Source organism: Azonexus sp. MM2026_4 (assembly GCF_055901855.1).
Genome location: NZ_CM148380.1, coordinates 894706 through 917880, shown reverse-complemented (window position 1 = coordinate 917880; position 23175 = coordinate 894706). Strand labels below are relative to the sequence as shown.

23 protein-coding genes, 2 tRNA genes and 1 riboswitch are annotated in these 23175 nt (G+C 65.7%); of the genes, 8 read left to right on the top strand and 17 right to left on the bottom strand.

Annotated features, from left to right (window positions below; all coding sequences use genetic code 11):
• The first annotated feature begins 19 nt into the window (after positions 1-19).
• Both ppsA and AC0KWY_RS04280 read left to right on the top strand, forming a co-directional pair.
• Complete coding sequence (gene ppsA, locus AC0KWY_RS04285) at positions 20-2395, top strand: phosphoenolpyruvate synthase (protein ID WP_474028414.1); 2376 nt, start codon at positions 20-22, stop codon at positions 2393-2395.
• Between the two features lie 148 nt (positions 2396-2543).
• On the top strand, positions 2544-2843 hold the full coding sequence (locus AC0KWY_RS04280; protein WP_474028413.1) for a hypothetical protein: 300 nt from the start codon (positions 2544-2546) through the stop codon (positions 2841-2843).
• On the opposite strand, the gene AC0KWY_RS04275 is transcribed toward AC0KWY_RS04280, so the two are convergent.
• Both AC0KWY_RS04275 and AC0KWY_RS04270 read right to left on the bottom strand, forming a co-directional pair.
• Positions 2824-3240, bottom strand: a complete 417-nt coding sequence (locus AC0KWY_RS04275; RefSeq protein WP_474028412.1) for a hypothetical protein — start codon at positions 3238-3240, stop codon at positions 2824-2826. The two genes, AC0KWY_RS04280 and AC0KWY_RS04275, sit on opposite strands and share 20 nt — an antisense overlap.
• Positions 3218-3808: a nucleotidyltransferase domain-containing protein gene (locus AC0KWY_RS04270; protein WP_474028411.1), complete on the bottom strand. Its 591-nt coding sequence runs from the start codon at positions 3806-3808 to the stop codon at positions 3218-3220. The genes AC0KWY_RS04275 and AC0KWY_RS04270 overlap by 23 nt, the downstream gene beginning before the upstream one ends.
• 360 nt (positions 3809-4168) lie before the next feature.
• Here AC0KWY_RS04270 and AC0KWY_RS04265 point away from each other — a divergent pair, with 360 nt between their 5' ends.
• A complete protein-coding gene (locus AC0KWY_RS04265) occupies positions 4169-4546 on the top strand; it encodes an OsmC family protein (RefSeq protein ID WP_474028410.1) in 378 nt (125 codons plus the stop codon).
• Positions 4547-4603: 57 nt separating this feature from the next.
• Here the strand turns inward: AC0KWY_RS04265 and AC0KWY_RS04260 are convergent, their stop codons facing one another.
• The 3 genes from AC0KWY_RS04260 to AC0KWY_RS04250 form a co-directional block, all read right to left on the bottom strand.
• Positions 4604-4822, bottom strand: a complete 219-nt coding sequence (locus tag AC0KWY_RS04260) for a Nif11-like leader peptide family natural product precursor (RefSeq protein WP_474028409.1) — start codon at positions 4820-4822, stop codon at positions 4604-4606.
• Between the two features lie 124 nt (positions 4823-4946).
• Complete coding sequence (locus AC0KWY_RS04255; RefSeq protein ID WP_474028408.1) at positions 4947-5306, bottom strand: hypothetical protein; 360 nt, start codon at positions 5304-5306, stop codon at positions 4947-4949.
• Between the two features lie 30 nt (positions 5307-5336).
• Complete coding sequence (locus AC0KWY_RS04250; protein WP_474028407.1) at positions 5337-6527, bottom strand: tetratricopeptide repeat protein; 1191 nt, start codon at positions 6525-6527, stop codon at positions 5337-5339.
• Between the two features lie 75 nt (positions 6528-6602).
• Here AC0KWY_RS04250 and AC0KWY_RS04245 point away from each other — a divergent pair, with 75 nt between their 5' ends.
• Positions 6603-7262, top strand: coding sequence for a 2'-5' RNA ligase family protein (locus AC0KWY_RS04245; RefSeq protein ID WP_474028406.1), 660 nt, complete (start codon positions 6603-6605; stop codon positions 7260-7262).
• A 134-nt stretch (positions 7263-7396) separates the two neighbouring features.
• Here AC0KWY_RS04245 and AC0KWY_RS04240 read toward each other — a convergent pair whose 3' ends face one another.
• From AC0KWY_RS04240 to AC0KWY_RS04210, 7 genes are all read right to left on the bottom strand, one after another.
• Positions 7397-8029: a LysE family transporter gene (locus AC0KWY_RS04240; protein ID WP_474028405.1), complete on the bottom strand. Its 633-nt coding sequence runs from the start codon at positions 8027-8029 to the stop codon at positions 7397-7399.
• A 43-nt stretch (positions 8030-8072) separates the two neighbouring features.
• Positions 8073-8157, bottom strand: a tRNA-Leu gene (locus tag AC0KWY_RS04235).
• 45 nt (positions 8158-8202) lie between these two features.
• A tRNA-Leu gene (locus AC0KWY_RS04230) sits at positions 8203-8287 on the bottom strand.
• 127 nt (positions 8288-8414) lie between these two features.
• The gene (ribB, locus tag AC0KWY_RS04225; RefSeq protein ID WP_474028404.1) at positions 8415-9047 is read right to left on the bottom strand and encodes a 3,4-dihydroxy-2-butanone-4-phosphate synthase; all 633 of its coding nucleotides are present in this window, start codon (positions 9045-9047) and stop codon (positions 8415-8417) included.
• Between the two features lie 83 nt (positions 9048-9130).
• A riboswitch (FMN riboswitch) is annotated at positions 9131-9289 on the bottom strand.
• Positions 9290-9334: 45 nt separating this feature from the next.
• The gene (locus AC0KWY_RS04220) at positions 9335-10408 is read right to left on the bottom strand and encodes an MBL fold metallo-hydrolase (RefSeq protein ID WP_474028403.1); all 1074 of its coding nucleotides are present in this window, start codon (positions 10406-10408) and stop codon (positions 9335-9337) included.
• A 2-nt stretch (positions 10409-10410) separates the two neighbouring features.
• Positions 10411-11352 (bottom strand): DUF533 domain-containing protein, encoded by a 942-nt coding sequence (locus AC0KWY_RS04215; protein ID WP_474028402.1) that lies wholly within the window; start codon positions 11350-11352, stop codon positions 10411-10413.
• Positions 11353-11442: 90 nt separating this feature from the next.
• Entirely contained in the window at positions 11443-11904 is a 462-nt protein-coding gene (locus AC0KWY_RS04210) for a PaaI family thioesterase (RefSeq protein ID WP_474028401.1), read from the bottom strand.
• A 165-nt stretch (positions 11905-12069) separates the two neighbouring features.
• Here AC0KWY_RS04210 and AC0KWY_RS04205 point away from each other — a divergent pair, with 165 nt between their 5' ends.
• Together AC0KWY_RS04205 and AC0KWY_RS04200 are read left to right on the top strand one after the other, a co-directional pair.
• Positions 12070-13398: a malonyl-CoA decarboxylase gene (locus tag AC0KWY_RS04205; RefSeq protein WP_474028400.1), complete on the top strand. Its 1329-nt coding sequence runs from the start codon at positions 12070-12072 to the stop codon at positions 13396-13398.
• A 5-nt stretch (positions 13399-13403) separates the two neighbouring features.
• Positions 13404-14012 (top strand): YitT family protein, encoded by a 609-nt coding sequence (locus AC0KWY_RS04200; RefSeq protein WP_474028399.1) that lies wholly within the window; start codon positions 13404-13406, stop codon positions 14010-14012.
• Between the two features lie 171 nt (positions 14013-14183).
• Here the strand turns inward: AC0KWY_RS04200 and AC0KWY_RS04195 are convergent, their stop codons facing one another.
• On the bottom strand, positions 14184-14513 hold the full coding sequence (locus tag AC0KWY_RS04195) for a DUF2917 domain-containing protein (protein WP_474028398.1): 330 nt from the start codon (positions 14511-14513) through the stop codon (positions 14184-14186).
• A 145-nt stretch (positions 14514-14658) separates the two neighbouring features.
• Between AC0KWY_RS04195 and AC0KWY_RS04190 the strand changes: the two genes are divergently transcribed.
• Positions 14659-16107 carry an aminotransferase-like domain-containing protein gene (locus AC0KWY_RS04190; protein ID WP_474028397.1) on the top strand — a complete coding sequence of 483 codons (1449 nt, stop codon included), beginning with the start codon at positions 14659-14661 and terminating at the stop codon, positions 16105-16107.
• A 77-nt stretch (positions 16108-16184) separates the two neighbouring features.
• On the top strand, positions 16185-18062 hold the full coding sequence (locus AC0KWY_RS04185; RefSeq protein ID WP_474028396.1) for a SurA N-terminal domain-containing protein: 1878 nt from the start codon (positions 16185-16187) through the stop codon (positions 18060-18062).
• A 167-nt stretch (positions 18063-18229) separates the two neighbouring features.
• Here AC0KWY_RS04185 and AC0KWY_RS04180 read toward each other — a convergent pair whose 3' ends face one another.
• From AC0KWY_RS04180 to AC0KWY_RS04165, 4 genes are all read right to left on the bottom strand, one after another.
• A complete protein-coding gene (locus AC0KWY_RS04180; protein ID WP_474028395.1) occupies positions 18230-18772 on the bottom strand; it encodes a lysozyme inhibitor LprI family protein in 543 nt (180 codons plus the stop codon).
• Between the two features lie 27 nt (positions 18773-18799).
• Positions 18800-20488 carry a SulP family inorganic anion transporter gene (locus tag AC0KWY_RS04175; protein ID WP_474028394.1) on the bottom strand — a complete coding sequence of 563 codons (1689 nt, stop codon included), beginning with the start codon at positions 20486-20488 and terminating at the stop codon, positions 18800-18802.
• Positions 20489-20577: 89 nt separating this feature from the next.
• On the bottom strand, positions 20578-21375 hold the full coding sequence (fabI, locus tag AC0KWY_RS04170; protein WP_474028393.1) for an enoyl-ACP reductase FabI: 798 nt from the start codon (positions 21373-21375) through the stop codon (positions 20578-20580).
• An 88-nt stretch (positions 21376-21463) separates the two neighbouring features.
• Positions 21464-23107, bottom strand: coding sequence for an electron transfer flavoprotein-ubiquinone oxidoreductase (locus tag AC0KWY_RS04165; RefSeq protein WP_474028392.1), 1644 nt, complete (start codon positions 23105-23107; stop codon positions 21464-21466).
• Positions 23108-23175: the final 68 nt, after the last annotated feature.

Below are 23175 nucleotides of genomic sequence, written 5' to 3'. Positions count from 1 at the left end.
ACCGAAAGGACCATTCCTGATGGAAGCTCTTGTCATCCCCTTCGAAAAACTGCGCATGACCGACGTCGACCAGGTCGGCGGCAAGAACTCGTCGCTCGGCGAAATGATTTCGCAGCTCGCCGACACCGGCGTCCGCGTCCCCGGCGGCTTCGCCACGACGGCGCACGCCTACCGCGAGTTCCTGGCGCAGTCCGGCCTCGACAAGAAGATCAACGACACCCTCGACGCGCTCGACGTCGATGACGTCAATGCCCTGGTCAAGACCGGCGCCGAAATCCGCCAGTGGATTCTCGAAACGCCGTTCCCGATGGACCTGACCATCGCCATCACCGAGCAGTACCAGCGCCTGGTCGCCGAGTCGAACGCCGACATGTCCTTCGCCGTGCGCTCCTCGGCCACCGCCGAAGACCTGCCGGATGCATCCTTCGCCGGTCAGCAGGAAACCTTCCTGAACATCGTCGGCCTGGAAAACATCATGCACGCGATCAAGGAAGTCTTCGCCTCGCTGTATAACGACCGCGCCATCTCCTACCGCGTGCACAAGGGCTTCGTGCATGCCGACGTCGCGCTGTCGGCCGGCATCCAGCGCATGGTCCGCTCGGACAAGGGCGCCGCCGGCGTGATGTTCACGCTCGACACCGAATCCGGTTTCCGTGACGCCGTCTTCGTGACGTCTTCCTACGGCCTCGGCGAAACGGTGGTGCAGGGCGCCGTCAATCCGGACGAGTTCTACGTGCACAAGCCGATGCTCGAACTGGGCAAGAAGGCCGTGATCCGCCGCAACCTCGGCTCGAAGATGATCAAGATGACCTTCGCCGCCGAGAAGGTTGCCGGCAAGTTGACGATCACCGAAGAAGTGGAAGAATCGCTGCGCCACCAGTTCTCGATCAACGACGAAGAAGTCATGGAACTGGCCCGCTACGCCCAGATCATCGAAAAGCACTACGGTCGTCCGATGGACATCGAGTGGGGCAAGGACGGCGTCGACGGCAAGCTCTACATCCTGCAGGCCCGCCCGGAAACCGTGCAGTCGCAGGCGCACGCCGGCAAGCAGCAGAAGTTCAAGCTGAAGTCCTTCTCCAAGGTGCTCGCCTCCGGCCGCGCCATCGGCCAGAAGATCGGCGTCGGCCCGGTGCGCGTGGTCAAGGACCCGAAGGAAATGGACCAGGTCAAGCCGGGCGACGTGCTCGTCGCCGACATGACCGACCCGAACTGGGAACCGGTGATGAAGCGCGCTTCCGCGATCGTCACCAACCGCGGCGGCCGCACCTGCCACGCTGCGATCATCGCCCGCGAACTGGGCATCCCGGCCATCGTCGGTTGCGGTGACGCGACCGAAACGCTGACCGAAGGCGAAGTCGTCACCGTCTCCTGCACGGAAGGCGACACCGGCCACGTCTACCGCGGCAAGCTCGATTTCGAGATCACCACGCGCGACATCTCGGCCATGCCGGACGTCCCGGTCAAGGTCATGATGAACGTCGGCAACCCGGAACTGGCCTTCGAATTCTCGCAACTGCCGAACGCCGGCGTCGGTCTGGCCCGCGTCGAGTTCATCATCAACAACGTGATCGGCATCCACCCCAAGGCGATCCTCGACGTCGAACGCCTGCCGGCTTCCAAGCGCGAGGAAATCAAGCGCCGCGCCCGCGGCTACGCCAACCCGAAGGAATTCTTCGTCGAGAAGCTGGTCGAGGGCGTCGCCACCATCGCCGCCGCCTTCTGGCCGAACCCGGTGATCGTCCGCCTGTCCGACTTCAAGTCGAACGAGTACCGCAAGCTCCTGGGCGGCGAACTCTACGAGCCGGAAGAAGAAAACCCGATGCTCGGCTTCCGCGGCGCCTCGCGCTACATCGCCAAGACCTTCGAGGACTGCTTCGAGATGGAATGCCGCGCCATGAAGAAGGTGCGCGAGGAAATGGGCCTGACCAACGTGCAACTGATGGTGCCGTTTGTCCGCACCGTCGGCGAAGGCCAGGCCGTCGTCGACCTGCTCGCCGAACACGGTCTGAAGCAGGGCGAACACGACCTGAAGCTGATCATGATGTGCGAAATCCCGTCCAACGCGCTGCTCGCCGACGAATTCCTGCAGATCTTCGACGGCTTCTCGATCGGGTCCAATGACTTGACCCAGCTCACCCTCGGCCTCGACCGCGACTCTGGCCTCGTCGCCAACCTGTTCGACGAACGCGACCCGGCGGTCAAGAAGCTGCTCGCCATGGCCATCGCCTCGGCGAACAAGGCTGGCAAGTACATCGGCATTTGCGGCCAGGGCCCGTCCGACCACCCGGACCTCGCCGAATGGCTGATGGACCAGGGTATCAACTCGATCTCGCTGAACCCGGACACCGTCGTCGATACCTGGACGCGGTTGGCGACGCACAAGAAGGGCTGATCTTCGCGATCAAGCATGGTGTAAAAGAAAGGCCGGGAGCGATCCCGGCCTTTTGTTGTTCAGTCCGATTTTACGTTGAACAACAGGTGGTTCTGTTTCAGATTTCGAGATCAAAGAGGCGGCATAAGCACTTGGGGTGCTCGCAGTCTTGGCACTCAAAACCGTTATCGGACCCGACCTCGGTCTCAACGTCTGGCATGTCGTTGCCGATTCCAGAGATATCGTGCTCGATATCGAAAACGATGACTTGGCAGCCCTCGACGGGGCATTTGCGATAGTTGCTGAAGCTCATATTTGCTCCTCTGAGCGGTGGTTGATGAGCCTCCAAGTATCTTGTCACGACAAAATGGATGAAAACTGGGGTGTGGTGATCAGAGCGCTTCGAGCGGCTCGGAATTCAAGACAGTTGGGCGAAAGTTCATTTATTGCTATCCAGTCAGGCGGCTGACAGCCGCGATCAGCGCTTCAACTAGTTCGCACAACTCAGCGATGGTCGACTCCTCAATCTCAAGAAATCCCTCGTACTCGGCCAGATTCCGTTTCTGATGCGCACTGTCCAAAATGCGCCATTGCACGGCCGACCAGCCCAGTGTGTGGGGCAGGCACTGGAAGACGATATAGCGGTTTTCGCTGCGGTAGCCGTGCCAGCGCAGCGCGGCCAGGGCGGCGGCGTGGGCGGCGTTGTAGATTGAGGTGAAGCGGCCTTCGGCGGAGATGCTGGCGACTTGCGCGTCGTCGAAGCGAGTCCGTGCCATGTTCAGCAGACGGGCGACTTCGAGGTCGTTGCGTGCTTCGGCCTTTAGTTGGCCGATGCGAACCAGATTATCCAGCGCCGCTTGCGGCAAGGTTTCCTCCGATCAGGGGCAGGGTCGGCTGGGCGAGGATGCGATTGATGAAGGAATCCGGCTCGGCCAAGCGTTTTGCGTATTCGGATTGAGTATAGCAGCTAGGGTTGATCTTCCGCCCCAGTTGCCCTTCCAGCGGCAGGAGCAGGGTGAGGACTTCGTTCAGCGAGAGTTGCTCGCCGACCAGCAGCAGGTCGATGTCGCTTTGCGCGGTGTCGGTTTCCTTGGCCACGGAGCCGTAAATGAACGCGACGCTCAGGCGTGCCGCGATGGGTTGCAGGGCTTCGGCGATCAGCGGGCCAATGCCGAGCGTCTTGCGGGTCAGGGCGAGTAGTTCGCCATAGACCGGGCTGTCAGGATTGGCCTGAAAGCGGCGCTGGTTGCCGACGTGTTCCGAAAGCACCAGTCCGGCGTTGACCAGTCGATTCAGTTCGCGTTGCAGAGAGGCGCTGCCGAGCAGCGTCAGACGGCGCAGTTCGCTGAGATGGTAGCTGCGTTCCGGCTGACCAAACAGCCAGCGGAAAACGCGGGTCTGGCTATCGGTGAAGAGGGCGGTAGCAATCGACATTGCTAAATATTAGCACGAACATGCTAAATAATGGCATGAGCTGATTCCGGAATATCCTGCTGAGGATTTGTTCATGGAGTGTCGCGGACCGATTAATTGGTCAGCCGCTTGGTATTCCGAGCCAATCCGGGGCGCTGGCGCTACCTCACGACAACCAGCACCATCTGACGAAGTGCGTGTGGCCGTTCATGAACGGTCAGGCCGAGGTGTTGCCGCCCGCCCAGAGCGAATGATCCCCGATCAAAGTGGGCGCGCCATTGTTGCGCCGCAACAGCCTGCTGGTTTAAACTTCAGTGTATAAGAATTTTCTGATTTACGAGCCTGCCCGGACGCGGCGGCCCTTTTTCTTCGGAGAAAAGCATGTATTCCATTCACGTTGACGATACGCCGGTGATTACCGTTGCCGGCAGCCGTCATGAAGTCCGCTTCGCGGTCAACGGGTCGGAGATGAACCCGCTCGAAGGTTTCTACGCCACGCTCGCCGGTTGTGCGGCGGTTTATGCCAAGAAGGCCTGCAAGGAGATGGGGGTGTCGGCGGCGGGTATCGATATTTCGTGCAAGCCCTTTGCCGGTTCCCAGGGGCCGCTGTCGCTGGCCAGATTCCGGACCGAAGTCCGCTTTCCGGAGCATTTCTCGGCCGAGCAGCGGGCTGCGGTGCTCGAAGCGATTGCCGAGTGCGCGGTGAAGAAGATCGTCCAGGGTGGCAGCGAGATCGAGTTCACGGTCTTTGAGGCCTGAGACTTTCCGCCCGGATAGAAAAAAGCCGGGAAATTCCCGGCTTTTTTGTTGGGCCGATCAACTCGGCAGCAGGTTCTTGATCAGGCGTTCGGAAAGCTGGTCGTGGGTGAATTGCGGTTCGTTCGGCGGGTAGAGCGAGTCTTCGTCGAATTCGTAGCCGTGCTCGCGGGCGAGGCTACGCAGTTCCTTGAGTTTCTGGCAGGCCTTGAGGGCTTCGCCGAGGGCGGCGTCGGCCCTGGCTTTTTCGGAAAATGCCTTGATGTTGGCAACGGACATCGGGTTTTCTCCTGTGCGGTTGCAATAGTGGATGAGGTTGTTGCTCCGCTGGTTTGTGTCGGGTTGTTGACAGAAAACGCAGCTTTGAGCAACCGGAAAACCCTGTAAGCAATTTCCGCGCCGTTCAGCGGCCGAACGTGAAGTGCGGGCTGCCGTTCGGCCACAGGTGGCGATAGCGGTTTTCGCCGATCTTCTGTACCGCGCCGCAGCCTTCGTATTCCCAGCGCCGCCATTGCAGGCAGAGCTTGCCGTCGGCGATTCGCCACTTGCCCGAATCGGTGCCGCCGCTGGCGTTGCCGTAAAGGCTGCCGTTGGCGTCGAACTGCAACTGGACGCTCCCCCAGCGGAGGTTATCGGTGGCCAGGCGCTGGCCCTTGATCAGTTCGATCAATGTCGGTTCGTCGACATCGACGGGTGGCGGAGTTTCCTGGGCGGAGGCGCTGAGCGAGGCGGCGAAGAGCAGCAAGGCGAGATGGCGTGGCACGAAAGTCTCTTTCGGTCGGGTCGGGAATTCTCAGGTGACGGCCGGCGGCAGTTCGCCGAGGCAGGGGTGGCGCTCGATCCAGGGACGCAGCAGGCGTTCCTGCAGGGCGAGCACCGCTTCGTTCTGGCCGATGTGGCGGCCGTCGCCGGGCGTTGGCAGGCGGCGGCTGCCGGGCTGGTCGAAGCAGCGGTCGTGGATCAGGCAACTGTGCTGGAGATAGCCCCAGACCCGCTCGCCGAGAAACCACTGGTTGACGTTCGGGGTTTCCATGCGCTGCGAATCGTACTCGGCCAGCATGGCGGAGAGGTCGGGCAGGACGCCGGCGACGCCGCCCCAGAGGCCGGCGAGGATCAGGTCGGTATGCGTCCACCAGTCGCGGATGACGTGGAACCAGCGTTCCGAAGCCAGCCATTCGGCGACGGCATTGGCTTCGCGCAGGCTGAACACCGAATCGACGTCGCGCACCAGGAAACGTCCGACGCTCGGGTCGTTGGCGACCTGGAAGCGCCAGCACAGCTTCTGGCGCAGGCTCTGGCCGTCCGGCTGGCGAACCGCTTCGCCGCCGAGTTCGCCGATCAGCGCGATGAACTCGGCCGGTACCGTGGCGTCGTGGTAGAAGCGCAGGCGCCAGCCGGGGTAGAGGTCGGCGGCGAGCAGCAGGTTGCGCAGGCCGCCGCGCAGGTAGCGCGGCTGCTTGCCCCAGAGCGAGAAGGCGATCACCGACGACTTGCCCGGCTGGTCGGCCCAGGCCGCCGGGCTGCCGGCCGGCAATCGCCAGTCGTTTGCCGTCGGCCGGGTGGCCGCTGCCTTCAGTTGCAGCGCCCGGGTGCCGGCCTGGCGGGCGGCGGCGAGGTCGCCGAGGCCGAAGCAGGCGCTGGCCAGGGTGTCGTGGGCGACGATGTCGTCGGGGTGGCGAGCCAGCGTCCGTTGCGCCATGGCGACCGCCTCCGCGAAACGCTGCAGGCGCAGGTAGCAGACCGCCAGGTTGAGCGTCACGGCGGGGTTGGTTGTGCTGGCGAGGCGGGTTTCGAGGACGCTTGCCGCCGAGCGGTAGTCGCCGAGCAGGAAGAGGTAGTAGGCAAGCTGCAGGACTGCCGCTTCCGGCTTCTCCGGGCCGCTGGCGTTGATTTCGCCGACCAGCGTCTGGATCGCGTCGTTGCGTCGGTTTTCTTCCCAGGCCGTCTGGGCGACCGTGTTCCATTGCGGGGGAAGGCGCGGCATGGCAGCATTTCCGGTAGAAGCAATGGCGCGATTATCGCGGATTCGCGGCCGGCGTTGCCATTTTCCGGATGACGAATGATTCGCCCTGCCGATTTTTCCCTGACCCTGCCCAGCGAGCGCCGCGACTTCGTCGACTGGCACCGCGGCCGTGCGCCTTACGTCTTCTGGGTGCTCGATGTCGATCTGCCGGCGGTGCGCGGGCGGCTGGCGCTTGCCGCCGAACGTCTCGCCGGCCGCCTGCTGCCGGACTATTTCCGCCAGCCGCACGTGACGCTCGACCTGTGCGGTTTTCCCACCGCGCTTGCCACTGCCGACGACGAGTTCGACGCCGCCCATCTCGCTGCCTGCCTGCAGCGTCTGCAGGCAGCGGCCGTGCCGCCGCTGACGGTGGAAGTCGGCGGCCCGGCGAGCTTTGCCTCGGCCCCTTACCTGACGGTGGGCGACCGCGACGGCGGCATCCGCCGGCTACGCGCCGCGCTCGCCGGCGAGGCCGGCAACCGCCTGCTCGGCGACTATGTGCCGCACGTGACGATCGGCCTCTATGCCGGCGCCTGGCCGGTGGCCGAGGTGCTGGCCGCGACGGCCGGGGTGCCGGCAACGCCCCTGCTGCTGCAGCTCGAACGGGTCGGCCTGATGGCTTATGCACCGGCGGAAATCGGCGGCGCGCTCGATTACCTCGGCGATTACGATCTGCGCGACGGGGTTTTCCGCTGGCGGGGAAAGCCGCTGTTCTGATTTAACCTTGAAACCTCAGTTGGGCGCGGCCGCGTAGCGCCATCACCCAAAGGGTGAGTTCAATAGTAGACGCAGAGGTCAGCATTCATGCGGCTGCACCAGGAGAGATAAGCGGTCAACCGGGGTTTCAAGGTTCAGTGCGTCGCCTGGCGCACGCTGGCGAGCAGCGCGGCGGCGGCGCCGAAGAGGCCGCCGAAGACCCGATTGAGCAGGCGCTGTTGCCCCGGCTGGCGCAACAGGCGCAGGACGCGCGCGGCGAGCCCGGTGTAGCCGGCCATTACCACCAGGTCGACGGCGACCATGGTGGCCGCCATGGTCAGGTACTGCGGCAGCAGCGGGCGGGTCGATTCGAGGAATTGCGGCAGGACGGCGAGGATGAAGACGATCGCCTTCGGGTTGCTGGCGTTGACGACGAAGCCGCGCAGCACCAGTGCCAGCGGCCGGCCACGGCGGGCGTCGACGGTTTCGGCGGCGAGGTCGGCGGCCGGCGCCATCCATTGTTTCCAGCCGAGGTAGAGCAGGTAGGCGACGCCGAACCACTTGATCAGCGAGAACGCGAGTTCGGAAGCAGCGAGCAGGGCGCCGACGCCGGCGGCAACGATGGCAATCTGCAGCAGCAGCGCCAGTTGCAGGCCGATCGCGTTCCAGAAGCCGCGGCGGAAGCCGAAGCTGAGGCCGGACGACATCGAGGCGATGGCCCCGGCGCCGGGCGACAGGCTGATCGCCCAGCAGGCGACGAAGAAGGCAAACCAGGTTTGCAAAGACATGTTCGGTGAGATTTTTTGCGGAAAGCCTGAGGATAGCTGTTCCTGGTGCTCTGGGCGAGACTCGAACTCGCATGCCTTGCGGCACTACCCCCTCAAGATAGCGTGTCTACCAATTTCACCACCAGAGCTTTGCCGGTTTTGCCGGACAGGACGCGATGCGCCCGATCTTTCGTTGGTGCCCAGGAAGGGACTCGAACCCCCACGGAGTTACCCGCTAGTACCTGAAACTAGTGCGTCTACCAATTCCGCCACCTGGGCAGGCGTCGAAAGGGGGCGAATAGTAAGCCATGAAGCGCCGCTTGCCAAGGGGGGAGGGGAAAATTTTTCAAGCGGCCGGCGCAAGGCGGGGCGGGCAAAATGCGCGCGGCATCTTGCCCGCCCGTTTTCAGGCGGCGGCGCCGGCGGCCAGCGCGGCGATCGAGGTGATCGGCAGGTCGTGACGGGCGGCGTAGTCGCGCACCTGTTGGCCGCGCATCATGGTGCCGTCCGGGTTCATCAGTTCGCACAGGATGGCCGCCGGGCGCAGGCCGGCCAGTTCGGCGAGCAGCACCGAGCCTTCGGTGTGGCCGCGGCGGCCGGCGACGCGGCGGTCGTTGGCGCGCAGCGGGAAGATGTGGCCGGGGCGGACGAGGTCGGCGGCGCTGGCATGCTCGGCCACCGCCATCAGCACGGTGACCGTGCGGTCGGCGGCGGAAACGCCGGTGGTGACGCCGTGGCGGGCCTCGATCGAGACGGTGAAGGGTGTCGCGTGGCGGCTGGTGTTGTCGGCCACCATCGGCGGCAGCTCAAGGCGGTCGGCGATCGCGTTGTCGAGACAGAGGCAGACGATGCCGCTGCAGTCGTGGATGAAGCGGGTCATCCACGAGGCGGTGACGTGCTGCGCCGCCATCACGAGGTCGGCCTCGTTTTCGCGGTCGTCGTCATCGAGCAGGATCACCGGGCGGCCGGACCGGATGGCGGCGACGGCCGCGGCCAGCGAGCCGTCGAGATGCGGGGAAAGGGATTGCGTGGTATTCATGAAACGCTCCTGTGAAGATGGAAAAGAGGCGTTTCAGGGATGCAGAAAGCCGCAACGATCCCTCGCGGGATGGCTGCGGACATGGCTGCCTTCTTTCATCCGGACTGTGACCGTCGGCTTCGGCATCGCACCGAATCTGCTGACCCGCGGCTTCTTGCAAAGCCGCGGCGCTCGCGGGCTGGTACGCGTTCGCACGCGCACTTACTGCCGGTGGGGAGTTCCACCCCGCCCTGAAGACAGGCGCAGGATAGGCCGATTCGCCGGATCAGGCAAACCGGGGAGACGGCTCAGGGCAGGCGTCGCGTCTCGCCCTGGCGCAGCCACCAGACGCGGTTTGCCGGCAGTTGCCGGCGCTCCAGCGCGGCAGCGAGGTCGCGCGGCGGCTGGTCGACACTTTCCTGCGACAGCGCGAAGCTGCCCCAGTGCACGCCGACGACGTGCCCGGCGCCGAGGTCTTCGGCGATCTGCAGGGCATCGTCCGGGTTGGTGTGCTGGCGGCGCATGAATTCGCGCGGTTCGTAGGCGCCGATCGGTACCGCCAGCAGGTCGGGGGCGCCCAGGCGGCGGCGGATCTCCCGGAAATCCGGCGCATAGCCGGTATCGCCGGTGTACAGGAAGGTGCTGCGCGTGGCGCCGGCCGGCAGGTCGAGCCAGAAGCCGCCCCACAGCGTGGCGTTGGTGTCGAAGGGCGTGCGTTTGCTCCAGTGCTGGGCGGGCGTGAAATGGATCGTCAGGTCGTCCACCGCGACGCGGTCCCACCAGTTGACCTCGCGCACGCGGTCGATGCCGAGTTCGTCGAACCAGGCCTTGACGCCGAGCGGGACGATGAACTGCGGGCGGTCGCCGCGGGCGAGCAGGGCTTGCAGCGTGGCCTGGTCGAGGTGGTCGTAGTGGTTGTGCGAGATCAGCACGAGGTCGATGCGCGGCAGTCCGGCGACGCGCAGCGGCGGCGCCACCAGGCGGCGGGCCGCCAGCCAGGGGCTGGGGCCGGCGAAATCGGCGAGGTTGGGGTCGATCAGGATGTTGCGCCCGCCGGCCTGCAGCAGCAGTGTCGCATGGCCGAGCCAGGTGAGGCGCGGCGGGCCGCCGGGGGCGTCGAGCTGGGCGCGGTCGGGTGCCACCACCCAGCGCGCGGCGAAGGCGGCGTAACCGCCGGCGGGTTCGGCGGCCGGCTGGAAGTCGCCGCGCCAGCGCCGGACCAGGACTTCGTACCAGGGGGCGCCGCCGACGCGGGCCGCCGGGTCGTTGTTGACGAAGCCGGTCGGCCGGTGATGCGCCTTGTCCGGGTTGTAATGCGGATTGACCGTGCCGCAGGCGGCCAGCGTCGCCAGCAGCAACAGGCAGGCGAGCCGGCCGGACATGCTCAGAGGCTGCCGCCGCGCACCAGATTCATGACCTGACCGGCATCGAGCGTCTGCGCGCGCTGCTCGATCTGCGGCAGGTACTGGCTCTGCAATTGTTTGGCCGGGCCGAGCAGGCCCTGGAAGCTCTCCTGCAGCAATTGCGTGCTCATCTGCCGGCCGCCCGCGTAATAGCGCTTGGCGACCTGGCCGAGGGCGTAGGTGCTGGCGAACGAGAAGGCCATGCCGGTGGCGGCGCGGCCGATCTTGCCCGCGGTCTTGCCGACCATCTTGCCGAGCAGGCCGCCGAGCAGCTTGCGGCCGAACTGTTCGAGGTATTGCGAGGTCAGGCCGACGCCGACGGTGGCGAGGAATTCCTTGATGTGACCCTGATCGAGTTCGACGCCGTAGGCCTTGCCGATCCGGTAAACCATCTTCACCTGCAGCGGGATGATCGCCACCGAGGCCCACGACTGCGGCAGCAGTTCGAGGGCGCCGTTGAGGATCGAATAGTTGAGGATCGACTTGTCGAGTTCGGCCTCGTTGACCGTCGCCGCCGGTGCGGCGGGCGCGGCGGCGGGCGGCGGCATGGCGGCGGCCGCCGCCAGCGTGTCGGCCTGGGTGGCGAAGGCGCTGGCGTCGGCGTTGCCGTCGAGGCCGAGGCGCGTCTTCAGGTCGGCCAGGAAACGCTGTTCGGCGGCGCTCTGCACGCCGTCGGCGTCGCAGACGCAGACCGCCATCTCGTAGGCGAACTGGCGCTGGCCGAGTTCGCCCAGTGCCTGCACGGCGCCGTCCAGCGTTACCCGCTTGAACAGCACGTCCTGGTAGAGCCTGGGCAGTTCGGGGGCGGTGTCGCCCATCGATTCGGCGAAGCGGCGGATGTGTTCGCGTTCGCGGTTATCGTTGCTGCCGTCGGCGAAGGCGGCGAACAGGCTGATCGTCAGGATGGCGTTTTCCGGGGTCATGGATTTGTCTCTCGGGATGGGAATCGCGTCATTCTGCCGACGGCCCCGGGGTTTGGACAGTAGCCGTCTGTAACGATCTGTTGCCGGGTTTCAGGCGGCGAAGCTGGGCGGCATCTGGGCGGCGACGATCTCGCCGCGCGCGGTGGCGACGCCGTTGGCGTAAACGGTGGCTTCGACGATCACCTTGCGGCCGCGGATTTCCTTCACCTTGCCGCGGATTTCCAGTTCCGGCCCGAGCGGCGTCGGCTTCAGGTAATCGACGTGCAGCGACGCGGTGACGAAGCGGAACGGCGGTTCGCTGTCCATCGCCCGGTTTTCCTGGCGGTACATCGCGGCGGCGGCGGTACCGGTGCCGTGACAGTCGATCAGCGAGGCGAGCAGGCCGCCATAGACGAAACCGGGAATTGCCGTGTGTTCCGGGCGCGGCGCGTAGCGGGTGACGGTTTCGTCGCCGTCCCAATAGGTCTTGATCTGGTGGCCGTGTTCGTTGAGCTTGCCGCAGCCGTAGCAGTGGGCGACGTTTTCGGGGTAGTAGTCCTGGAAGGCGAGCATGCGTATCTCCGCGTGGGTTGATCAGGAAACGATGATAGTGCCCGGGCGGGCCCAAGGCGATTGCGCGGTCGGACAGCTTGCGTGCAAATTCCGCCAGGGGCGGTTCCTGCAGACGCTGACGGGGCGGGGCTTCTCGGGCAAAATGCCGGGAAGGAGGAAATCGGCATGGCCAATGACAGCATCGTTGATCGCTTGCGTTCCCTGATCGTTCCCGGGCAACGCCGCAGCTCGCTGACCGCGAAGGGGCTCGAACGCTTGCGCGCGCAACTGGGCGAATGTGCCGCCGGGCAGGGCGGCGAGGTGTCGGCGCGGACGCGCGCGGCGAAACTGGCGGAAACCTATCAGAGTCTCGACGATAGCGGCCGCCAGCAGTTCCTCAAGCTGATCGCCCTCGAATTCGGGCCGGCACCGGAGAAGGTCGCCGCCGCCCACACCGCCTACCAGGCGGCGGTCGGCACGCCCGGCCAGTGGAAGGCGGAAGCGGCGTTGCGGGCGGCGATGCGCTCGTCGCGCATCCGCATCATGACGCAGTTCAACGCGATACCGCAGGGCGTCAAGTTTCTCGTCGACCTGCGCGCCGACCTGCTGCGTTACCTGCACGACGACCGTGAGCTGGCGGTACTCGACCGCGAGTTGGAATCGCGCTTCAACGCCTGGTTCGATGTCGGCTTCCTCGAATTGCAGCGGCTGACCTGGAATTCGCCGGCGGCGCTGCTCGAGAAGCTGATCGCCTACGAGGCGGTGCACGAGATCAAATCCTGGGACGACCTGAAGAACCGGCTCGATGCCGACCGCCGGCTCTACGCCTTCTTCCATCCGCGCATGCCGGCCGAACCGCTGATCTTCGTCGAGGTCGCGCTGACCGACCACCTCGCCGGCAACGTCCAGGAACTGCTCGACGTCCATGCGCCGGTGTTCGACAACCGCAAGGCCGATACGGCGATCTTCTATTCGATTTCCAGCACCCAGGTCGGCCTGCGCGGCGTTTCCTTCGGCAATTTCCTGCTCAAGCGGGTGATCGACGACCTGAAGCGCGATTTTCCCAAGCTCGACAAGTTCGCCACGCTGTCGCCGATTCCGGCACTGGCCAGCTGGGTGCGGCACAACCCGCAGGTGCTCGGCGAGGTCGGCATCGACTTCAGCCTCGAACAACTGGCGGCCGGCGCCTGGGCCGAGGACAAGGAAATCGCCCGCCAGTTGCGCGAGCCGCTGCAGCGCCTGGCCGCCCGCTACCTGGCGACGGCCAAGCGCGGCGACGGCGACAACGCGCCGCCCTACGACCCGGTGTCGCGCTTCCATCTCGGCAACGGCGCCCGCATCGAACGTCTGAACTACCTGGCCGACACGGCGCCCAAGGGCTTCGCCCAGTCGTTCGGGATGATGGTCAATTACCGCTACGAACTCGACGACATCGAGGGCAATCTGGAGGCCTTCACCGGCAGCGGGCGGATCGCCATGTCGTCGTCGATCCGCCGCCTGGCGCGCGCCGACTGAGTGCCGTGCGGCCGGAAACGCCGACCCGCCACAGCCTGTTCGAAGATGCCCAGGCGTTGCTGGTGGCGCCTATGTTCGTCGCCTTCGCGGTGATGTTGCTGCAGCAGGCCGGCTTGCTCACCGGCGGCACGGTCGGCGTCGCCTTCCTGATCCACTATTTGTCCGGCTGGCCGATGGCCGGGGTGCTGTTCGTCGCCAACCTGCCGTTCTATCTTTTTGCCTGGCGGGCGATGGGCATGGTGTTCACGCTCAAGACTTTCTTCTGCGTCGGCCTGCTTTCGCTCTATACCGCGCTATTGCCGCTGGTCGTCTCGGTGGCCTGGGTCGATCGGCTGTTCGCCGCGGTGATGGGCGGTTTCCTGATCGGCGTCGGCCTGCTGATGATCGTCCGCCACCGGGCAAGCCTCGGCGGCCTCGGGGTGCTGGCGCTGTACCTGCAGCAGCGTCGCGGCTGGTCGGCGGGCAAGGTGCAGATGGCGGCCGATGCGGCGATCCTGCTCGCCGGCCTGGTGATCCGCGATCCGCTGACGGTGGGGCTGTCGATCGTCGGCGCGCTGGCGCTCAACCTGGTGCTGGCGGCCAACCACAAGGCTGGCCGCTATCTCGGGACCTGAGCCGGCGCTAGCAGCCTGTCGGACTTGACCAAGTCGGCTGCAAAAAGCGGGAAGACGGTTCATTTTTCCCCGTGTTTCTGCGCGAATAGAACGACTATTCGCTTGAAACCCGTGAAAAACTGCCCTCGTCTCCCACTTTTTTCGCTGCGACCCATCAAGTCCGACAGGCTGCTAGGCGGTCAGCTGTTTGGCGGCACGATGCATGCCGGCCAGACGGCGCATGCTGCCGAGCATGGCGCCGGCGGCGCGGGCGATGCGCTCGCCGGTGCTGGGTTCGAAACGGACGCGGGCGTCGCTGCCCAGGCTTTCGATGACGACCCGGCCGGCCACCCGCACGCGGTGGCTTTCGCCGGCGGCCAGCACGATGTCGCCGGCCTCGCCGGTGATGGTCATCCAGAGCACGCCGCGGGTGCAACGGACGACGATGCCGCGTGCCTCGGAAAGCCTAAGGGGGCAGTGTTCCCGCAAATAAACCTCGCCTTCGCCAAACTTGATCTTCATCTCGCATCTCCTTTCTGAATGCAGGCACAGTTTAGGGGCGGACGAATCGATGATACAGTCACACGGAAACGAAATTGTGACCGTCACAGTTCTCGGCATGAGAAACTGTGCTGGTGTTTTTCAATGACAACTGTGTTGGTGTGCCATGGCCATAGAACCCCTTCGTTACGAGAAACTCGCCGGCGAGCTGGCCGGCATGATCGGCGACGGCATCCTCAAGCACGGCGACCGCCTGCCGTCGGTGCGTCGTCTGTCGCAGGAACGCCGGCTGTCGGTGTCCACCGTGGTGCAGGCCATGCGCCAGCTCGAGGAACGCGGCCTGGTCGAGGCCCGGCCGCAATCCGGGTATTTCGTCCGGCCGCCGGCGATGGCGCGGCGCGAGCCGGAAGCGCGGGCGACGCCGGACGGGCCGATGCCGGTCGATATCTCGCAGCGCCTGGTGCACGTCCTGCAGGCCGGCGCGCAGCCCGGCGTGGCGCCGCTGTCGGCAGCGCTGCCGGCCAACGAGCTGTTGCCGATTGCCGCCCTGCATCGCCTCTACGCCGGTGTCGCGCGGCGCCATCCGCACCTGCTCGAAACCGGCAGCCACGTGCATATGGACCTGCCGCCACTGGTCCGCCAGTTGGTGCGCCGCTCGCTGGCCTGGGGCGGGCCGCTGGCGGCCGAGGAGTTCGTCATCACCAACTCCTGCACTGAAGCGCTCAACCTCTGCCTGCGCGCGGTGACCCGGCCGGGCGACACGGTGGCGGTCGAATCGCCGGCTTATTACCTGATGCTGCAACTGCTCGAGACATTGGGCCTGAAGGCGCTGGAAATTCCCTGCGACCCGCGCACCGGGATGTCGGTCGAGGCGCTCGAACTCGCCACCCGCAACGGCGGCGTCGCCGCCTGCCTGCTCGTCGCCAACGGCAGCAACCCGCTGGGCAGCGTCATGCCCGACGAGCGCAAGCGGCGCCTGGCGGCACTCATGGCTGCGCGTGGCATTCCGGTGATCGAGGACGACATCTACGGCGACCTGCATTTCGGCGACGAACGGCCGTGGCCGGTCAAGGCCTTCGACGACAGCGGCAACGTCATGCTCTGCGCGTCGTTTTCCAAGTGCCTGTCGCCGTCGCTGCGCATCGGCTTCATCGCCGCCGGCCGCCACAAGCCGGCGGTCGCCCTGCAGAAGACGATCACCAGCGGTGGCACCAACCCGTTGACGCAGATGGTGCTCGCCGAATACCTGGAGTCGGGCGCCGTCGACCGGCATCTGCACAGCCTGCGCCGGACCTACCGGCGCCAGGTGGAAAGCATGCAGGCGGCGGTTTCCCGCTATTTCCCGGCGGCCACCCGGATCGCCCAGCCGCAGGCCGGTTACGTGCTGTGGATCGAACTGCCGGAAGGCATCGACACCACCCAGCTGCACGGCCGGGCGCTGCGCGAGCGCCTGTCCTACGTGCCGGGCGAACTGTTCTCGCCCAGCGGCATGTACCGCAATTGCCTGCGCCTCAATTGCGGCAACCCGCACACGCCGGAGATCGACGACGCGGTGCGCCGCCTCGGTCGCATTTTCGGGGGTGGCGAAAGCGCCGCGAAGGAGGGCAGGGCGTGAACAACTACGGTATCATTGCCCCTTTTGCGGCGGCAGCCGTGCCGCTGCAGTGAACGTACTCGAAGGATTTTCTGCTCATGTTCGACGCAGTCCGCAACAACAAGAGGATCGTCCAGGGCTTCCTGGTGCTGATCATGCTGCCTTTTGCCTTCTTCGGCCTCGATTCGTATTTCAATGGCGGCGGCGCCGGTGCCGGTGTCGCCAAGGTCGGCGACGTCCAGATCAGCCAGCAGGAATACCAGCAGGCCGTGCGTGAGCAGCAGGAGCGCGTGCGCAGCCAGGTCGGCCAGGTCGATCCCAAGATGTTCGAGAACCCGGTGTTCCGCAAGGCGATTCTCGACGACCTGGTCAATCGCCGCCTGCTGCTGCTCGAAGCCGGCAAGCGCCGCCTGTACGTCAGCGACGAAGCGGTGCGCAACGCGATCGCCTCGATCGAGGCCTTCCATGAAAACGGCAAGTTCTCCAGTCAGCGCTACGAGGCGCTGCTGCGTGGCCAAAGCATGTTGCCGCAAAGCTTCGAGGCGCAGGTCCGGCAGGACATGACGCTGCAGCGCCTGGCCGGCAGCATCGGCCAGTCCGGCGTCCTGTCGACCACTGTCGGTGAGCGCGTTCTCGCGCTGCAGACCGAGCAGCGCGATGTCCAGGAAGTCCTGCTCGGCCTCGATGCCTACCGGGCCAAGGTGAAGTTGGCCGACGACGCGGCGCGCAAGTTCTACGACGAGAACGGCAAGCGCTTCGAGACGCCCGATCAGGCCCGCGCCGAATTCGTTGTCCTGACCCAGGACGGACTCGAGGTCAAGGTCGGCGACGACGAGATCAAGGCCTGGTACGACGGCCACAAGGATCGCTACCAGCAGCCCGAGGAGCGGCGTGCCAGCCACATCCTGATCGCCACCGAGGGCAAGGACAAGGCGCAGGCCCGGGCCAAGGCGGAACAGTTGCTGAAGGACGTGCAGAAGACGCCGGCCGCCTTCGCCGAGATCGCCAAGAAGAACTCCGACGACCCGGGCTCCGCCAGTCAGGGCGGCGACCTCGGTTTCTTCGGTCGCGGCATGATGGTCAAGCCGTTCGACGACGCGGTCTTCGCGCTCAAGGAAGGCGAGACCTCCGGCATCGTCGAATCCGATTTCGGTTTCCACATCATCCGCCTGGCGAGTGTCCGCGCCGCCCGCGAAAAGCCGCTGGCCGAAGTGCGCGGCGAGATCGAGAAGGAATTGAAGGCGGCGGCCGTTGGCCGCAAGTTCGCCGAAGCCGTCGAAGCGTTCAGCAACGCGGTCTACGAGCAATCCGACAGCCTGCAGCCGGCCGCCGACCAGTTCAAGCTGAAGATCCAGCAGAGCGGCTGGCTGGCTCGCCAGGCCGATCCGGCGAACGGCCCGCTGGCCAACGCCAAGCTGCTGGCGGCCCTGTTCTCGGACGACGCGATCAAGAACAAGCGCAATACCGAAGCCGTCGAGATCGCCCCCAACACGCTGGCCGCCGCGCGCATCGTCGAATACAAGCCGGCGGCGCTGCAGCCCTTCGACAGCGTCAAGGCCGAGATCGAGACCATGCTGCGCAACGAGGAAGCCTTCAAGCTGGCGGTTGCCGATGGCCAGGCCCGCCTCGCCGAACTGAAGAAGGGCGAGGACAAGCAGGCCTGGGGGGCCGCCAAGCGCGTCTCGCGCATGGATTCCAGCCGTCTGCCGCCGCCGGCGGTGCCCGCGGTGTTCCGCATGAATTCCGACAAGCTGCCGTCTTACGCCGGCGTCGAGATCCGTGGCACCGGCTACCTGCTCTACCGCCTGAACAAGGTCGAAGCCGGCGAGAAGCTCGACGACGTCCGTCGTCAGGGCCTGCTCGGCCAACTGCGCTCGCTGGCGGCGCAGGAAGACATGCAGATGTATGTGAGCGCGCTGCGCAGCCGCTACAAGGTGGAAATCAACGAGAAGGCGCTGAACAGCAGCGATCGCTGAGCGCTACCGGAAGCGCCTGGAAACAGGCGCAAAGACGCCAAAGCCCGCCGATTTCTCGGGGGGGCTTTTCCGTTAACGGCACACCGGGATATTCCCGCGTTTTCCCGCGGCTTGCCGCTTCATGGGCAAGCGCCGGGAGGCTTCACCGGCAGAGGTTTTCGTCGGCGCTAGCGCAAAGGCAAAGCCGACACCCAGTCATTCAACTGGCTGGCCCGCCGGTTATTGAGTTCGGAAACGCAAGCCAGGCGTCTCATCTCCAGGGCGCTGCCAATTGCGCCACCTGCCAAGGCCGCAGCCAATCCGCACTGGGTGTCGCGGTAGCTGGCGAAACGTTTGTTGGCTGTGGCGAGTTCGACCTTGGCCTGCCTGATGTGCCTGGGTGTTTCATCCCATTTCGAGAGCGTGCCGGCGGCCTTTTTCTCGGCTTGCCGTAATGCCTTCCGGCTGAGCTCGGCATTCTCTGCCAGGCAGTCCCGCCTTTCCGCCTGCGAGAAGGAACTGCATTCTTCGGATGCTTCCTGCGCCGCTTGAACGGCAAGTTCCGGCGCAGCGTCGGCCAGCAGCGGCAGGGCAAGAACGAAGGGCAAGGCAAGACTGCGTAATGCGGAGCGGAATCGGGGATCAAGCGGCCCTAGCGCTACTGGGCGGTGCGTTGCCCGGGGCCGGTCCGAAAAGCGCCAGCGATTTTCATCGGCAGTGAGAAGTTTCATGTGCATTGTTCCGGTGGCGTGTCGGGCTCAGCCCTGCAGCGCCTCGTAGGCGTCGTTGACCGAGAGGAAGACCCGGCCGGACAGTTCCTGGAGCAGCGCGGTGTCGCGCAGGCGGTCGTGCACCGGTCCCTTGATCTCGGCGAAGTTGAGGCGGATGGCGCGGGCGCCGAGTTCGCGGTCGAGGTCGTGCAGCACTTCCATTGCCGTCGCGTTGACGCGGTTGACCGCGCTCATGATCAGCACCACGTCGCGCAGTCCGTCGTTGCGTTCGATCTCGGCGAGCAGGCGGGCCTCGACGGCGTCCAGGTTGCCGAAGAACAGGCTTTCGTCGATGCGCAGGAAGAGGGCGTTGGGCAGGGTCTGTACGGCGTGCCGCTCGACATTGCGGAAATGCTCGCTGTCCGGAATCCGCCCGAGCACCGCGATGTGCGGCGTGCTGGCGCGGTAGAGCAGGGTCGCCAGCGAGAGCAGGATGCCCAGCCCGATGCCGGCTTCGAGGCCGAGCACGAAGACGCCGGCGCCGGTGCCGAGGGCGGCGATGCCGTCGGCGCGGTCGTAATGCCAGGCCTGGCGCAGGCCGCGCAGGTCGATCATGCTGAGCGCGGCGACGATGATGCTGGCCGCCAGCACCGCCAGCGGCAGGCGGGCGAACAGCGGGGCGGCGCCGATCACCACGGCGAGCATGGCGCAGGCGGCGACGATGCCGGCCAGCGGCGTCTGCGCGCCGGCCGCGACATTGACCGCCGAACGCGAGACGCCGCCGCCGACCGGCATGCCGCCGTGGAAGGCAGCGACCACGTTGGCGGCACCGAGACCGACCAGCTCGGCGTTGGCGTCGATGCGTTCGCGGCGGCGGATGGCCAGCGCCTGCGCCATCGAAATGTTCTGCACCATGCCGATCAGCGCCATCAAGGCGATCGGCACCGCCAGCCGTTTCAGGTCGCCGGCGTCGGGCAGGAACAAGAACGGTGCCGGCAGGCCTTCGACGATACTGCCGACGACGGCGACGCCGTGCTGGGTGTCGAGATTCCAGCCGACCACGGCGAGCGTCGCCAGCAGCACGACGAGCAGCGGCACCAGGCGGACGACGAAGGCGGCGGCGCCCGGCTTGATACCGACCTTGCCGAGCAGGCCGGCGAGGCTGCTGCGGGCGAAGGCGAGCACGGCGATGGCAGTCAGGCCGATGGCGGTGCTGACGTCGATGCGCCCTTCGGTGAACAGTGCACTGAGCACGGTTAATGCGTCGCTCGCCGCCGGGTGGGCGTTGAACAGGTATTTCAGTTGGCTGAAGACGATCAGCACCGCCGAGCCGGAAACGAAGCCGGCGATCACCGGCCGGCTCAACAGGCGGGCCAGGAAACCGAGGCGCAGCAGGCCGCAGCCAAGCAGGACCAGTCCCGAGGCGAGTGCCAGCGTTGCCGCCAGGGCGATGTATTCGGGCGAGCCGGGGGCGGCGATCGGCGTCAGCACCGAGTAGGTCATGATCGAAGTGATCGCCACCGGGCCGACCGCCTGCACCATGCTGCTGCCGAACAGCGCATAGGCGATCACCGGGAAGATCGCCACGTATAGCCCGGCCTGCGGCGGCAGGCCGGCGAGCAGCGCGTAGGCGAGGCTTTGCGGAATGACCAGGATGGTGACGATGACCCCGGCCAGCAGGTCGCTGGTCAGGTGTTGCCGGGGGTAGGGGCTGGCCCAGCGGGGCAGCAGGCGCATCAGTTTCTCCTGGCGGCAATGAAAAACGCCGACCGGGCGGAGCCGGGTCGGCGTTGCGTGCGGGGCTTGCGGTTCGGCCGCAAGGCCGGTCAGGCCGGCAGCGGGTCGGCGTTGCCCAGGGCGACGGTGTTCATGCCGCCATCGACGTACATGATCTCGCCGGTGATGCCGCTGGCCAGATCGGAGAGCATGAAGGCGGCGGCGTTGCCGACTTCCTCGATGGTCACGTTGCGGCGCAGCGGCGCGTTGTGCGAGTTGTAGGCGAGCAGCTTGCCGAAGTTGCCGATGCCGGAAGCGGCCAGCGTCTTGATCGGGCCGGCGGAAATGGCGTTGGCGCGGATGCCCTCGGGGCCGAGGCAGAAGGCGAGGTAGCGGGTGGCGGCTTCGAGGCTGGCCTTGGCAACACCCATCGTGTTGTAGTTGGGCATCGTCCGTTCGGCGCCGAGGTAGGTCAGCGCCAGTGCCGAACTCTTGCGGCCGCGCATCATCGGGCGGGCGGCCTTGACCAGCGCCGGGTAGCTGTAGGCGGAAATTTCGTGGGCGATGCGGAAGGATTCGCGGGAAATGCCGTCGAGGAAGTCGCCTTCGATGGCTTCGGTCGGTGCGTAGGCGATCGAATGGACGAGGCCGTCGAGGCCGTCCCAGCGCTTGCCGAGTTCGGCGAAGACGTTGTCGATCTGTTCGTCGCTGGTGACGTCGAGCGGAATCGTGATGTCGCTGCCGAACTCGGTGGCGAATTTCTTGATGCGGTCTTCGAAGCGTTCGGTCTGGTAGGTGAAGGCGAGTTGCGCGCCTTCGCGGTGGCAGGCCTTGGCGATGCCATAGGCAATGGAATGCTTGGACAACAGTCCGGTGATCAATATCTTCTTGTCGGCAAGAAAGCCCATGTCTTTATTCTCCCTCAGGGGTCAGGCGCGAGATTATAAACCGAGAAACCGCGGATCGCGGCTTCCCGGCGTTTTCCCGTCAGCATGACTACATGTTGGGATAGGTCGGCCCCTCGCCACCCTGCGGCACGACCCAGACGATGTTCTGCGTCGGGTCCTTGATGTCGCAGGTCTTGCAGTGCACGCAGTTCTGCGCGTTGATCTGCAAGCGCGGGGTGCCGGCGTCGTCGCGCAGGATTTCATAGACGCCGGCCGGACAGTAGCGTTGCTCGGGCGCGTCGTAGGTTGCTAGATTGATGGCGATCGGTACGCTGGCATCTTTCAACTGCAGGTGGCAGGGCTGGTCTTCCTCGTGGTTGGTGCTCGACAGGAAGACCGAGGACAGGCGGTCGAAGCTGACGACGCCATCCGGTTTCGGATAATCGATCTTCGGGCAGTCGGCCGCCGGCTTCAGCTTGGCGTGGTCGGGCACGGTGTGGCGCAGCGTCCAAGGCGCCTTGCCGCGCAGCAGCAACTGGTCGATGCCGAACATCAGCGAACCGAGCCACAGGCCCTTGCTCATCCACGGCTTGAAGTTGCGGGCGCGGTGCAGCTCGTCGTACAGCCAGCTTTGCCGGAAGGCTTCGGGATAAGCGACGAGTTCGTCGCGCAGGCGGCCTTCGCAAAGTGCCGCGAAGCAGGCTTCGGCGGCCAGTGCGCCGGTCTTGATCGCGCAGTGCGAGCCCTTGATGCGGGCGGCGTTGAGGAAGCCGGCGTCGTCGCCGATCAGCACGCCGCCGGGAAAGGTGGTTTTGGGCAGCGACTGCAGGCCACCGGCGGTCAGCGCCCGGGCGCCGTAGGCGATGCGCTTGCCGCCTGCGAGGAAACGACGGATTGCCGGATGCGTCTTGAAGCGCTGGAATTCCTCGTACGGTGACAGGTGCGGGTTTTCATAGCCGAGGCCGACGACGAAGCCGACGGCGACCTGGTTGTTCTCCAGGTGATAGAGGAAGCCGCCGCCGTAGGTGTCGGGCTGCATCGGCCAGCCGCCGCTGTGGATGACCAGGCCGCTCTGGTGCCTGGCCGGGTCGATTTCCCAGAGTTCCTTGAGGCCGATGCCGTAGGTCTGCGGGTCGGCCTCCTTGTTCAGGTCGAAATGCGCGATCAACTGCTTGCCGAGGTGGCCGCGACAACCTTCGGCGAAGAAGCTGTATTTGCCGTGCAGTTCCATGCCGGGCTGGAAGTTCGGGCCTTCCGAACCGTCGTGCAGGCGGCCCATGTCGCCGGTGGCAACGCCCTTGACCGCGCCGTTCTCGTCGAACAGCACTTCGGCGCCGGCAAAGCCGGGGTAAATCTCGACACCGAGCGCTTCGGCCTGGCCGCCCAGCCAGCGGCAGAGGTTGCCGAGCGAGATCACGTAGTTGCCGTCGTTGTGGAAACAGCCGGGGAGCAGGGCGTTCGGTATCTGCGTCGCGCCGGTTTCCGAGAGGATCAGGAAGCGGTCCTCGCTGACCGGGGCGTTGAGCGGGGCGCCGGTCGTCTGCCAGTCGGGCAGCAGTTCGGTGAGGGCGCGCGGGTCGATCACCGCGCCGGACAGGATGTGGGCGCCGATTTCGGCGCCTTTCTCGATCAGGCAGACCGAAAAGTCCTCGCCGTTCTCGCCGGCCAGTTGCTTCAGGCGGATCGCCGCCGCCAGTCCGGCCGGGCCGCCGCCGACGATGACCACGTCAAATTCCATGGCTTCGCGTTCCATGCTTGTCTCCTCGATTATTGTTGGCTTGTTTTCAATACGCTACAGTATGGAAAAGCTTTCTTCAATCC

Excerpts from the sequence above, each read along its gene's own strand:
- ppsA (WP_474028414.1), top strand. The coding sequence starts at position 20 with ATGGAAGCTCTTGTCATCCCCTTCGAAAAACTGCGCATGACCGACGTC.
- AC0KWY_RS04270 (WP_474028411.1), bottom strand. The coding sequence starts at position 3,808 with ATGTCGATTGCTACCGCCCTCTTCACCGATAGCCAGACCCGCGTTTTC.
- AC0KWY_RS04265 (WP_474028410.1), top strand. The coding sequence starts at position 4,169 with ATGTATTCCATTCACGTTGACGATACGCCGGTGATTACCGTTGCCGGC.
- AC0KWY_RS04260 (WP_474028409.1), bottom strand. The coding sequence starts at position 4,822 with ATGTCCGTTGCCAACATCAAGGCATTTTCCGAAAAAGCCAGGGCCGAC.
- AC0KWY_RS04250 (WP_474028407.1), bottom strand. The coding sequence starts at position 6,527 with ATGCCGCGCCTTCCCCCGCAATGGAACACGGTCGCCCAGACGGCCTGG.
- AC0KWY_RS04245 (WP_474028406.1), top strand. The coding sequence starts at position 6,603 with ATGATTCGCCCTGCCGATTTTTCCCTGACCCTGCCCAGCGAGCGCCGC.
- AC0KWY_RS04240 (WP_474028405.1), bottom strand. The coding sequence starts at position 8,029 with ATGTCTTTGCAAACCTGGTTTGCCTTCTTCGTCGCCTGCTGGGCGATC.
- ribB (WP_474028404.1), bottom strand. The coding sequence starts at position 9,047 with ATGAATACCACGCAATCCCTTTCCCCGCATCTCGACGGCTCGCTGGCC.
- AC0KWY_RS04220 (WP_474028403.1), bottom strand. The coding sequence starts at position 10,408 with ATGTCCGGCCGGCTCGCCTGCCTGTTGCTGCTGGCGACGCTGGCCGCC.
- AC0KWY_RS04215 (WP_474028402.1), bottom strand. The coding sequence starts at position 11,352 with ATGACCCCGGAAAACGCCATCCTGACGATCAGCCTGTTCGCCGCCTTC.
- AC0KWY_RS04210 (WP_474028401.1), bottom strand. The coding sequence starts at position 11,904 with ATGCTCGCCTTCCAGGACTACTACCCCGAAAACGTCGCCCACTGCTAC.
- AC0KWY_RS04205 (WP_474028400.1), top strand. The coding sequence starts at position 12,070 with ATGGCCAATGACAGCATCGTTGATCGCTTGCGTTCCCTGATCGTTCCC.
- AC0KWY_RS04195 (WP_474028398.1), bottom strand. The coding sequence starts at position 14,513 with ATGAAGATCAAGTTTGGCGAAGGCGAGGTTTATTTGCGGGAACACTGC.
- AC0KWY_RS04190 (WP_474028397.1), top strand. The coding sequence starts at position 14,659 with ATGGCCATAGAACCCCTTCGTTACGAGAAACTCGCCGGCGAGCTGGCC.
- AC0KWY_RS04185 (WP_474028396.1), top strand. The coding sequence starts at position 16,185 with ATGTTCGACGCAGTCCGCAACAACAAGAGGATCGTCCAGGGCTTCCTG.
- AC0KWY_RS04180 (WP_474028395.1), bottom strand. The coding sequence starts at position 18,772 with ATGAAACTTCTCACTGCCGATGAAAATCGCTGGCGCTTTTCGGACCGG.
- AC0KWY_RS04175 (WP_474028394.1), bottom strand. The coding sequence starts at position 20,488 with ATGCGCCTGCTGCCCCGCTGGGCCAGCCCCTACCCCCGGCAACACCTG.
- fabI (WP_474028393.1), bottom strand. The coding sequence starts at position 21,375 with ATGGGCTTTCTTGCCGACAAGAAGATATTGATCACCGGACTGTTGTCC.
- AC0KWY_RS04165 (WP_474028392.1), bottom strand. The coding sequence starts at position 23,107 with ATGGAACGCGAAGCCATGGAATTTGACGTGGTCATCGTCGGCGGCGGC.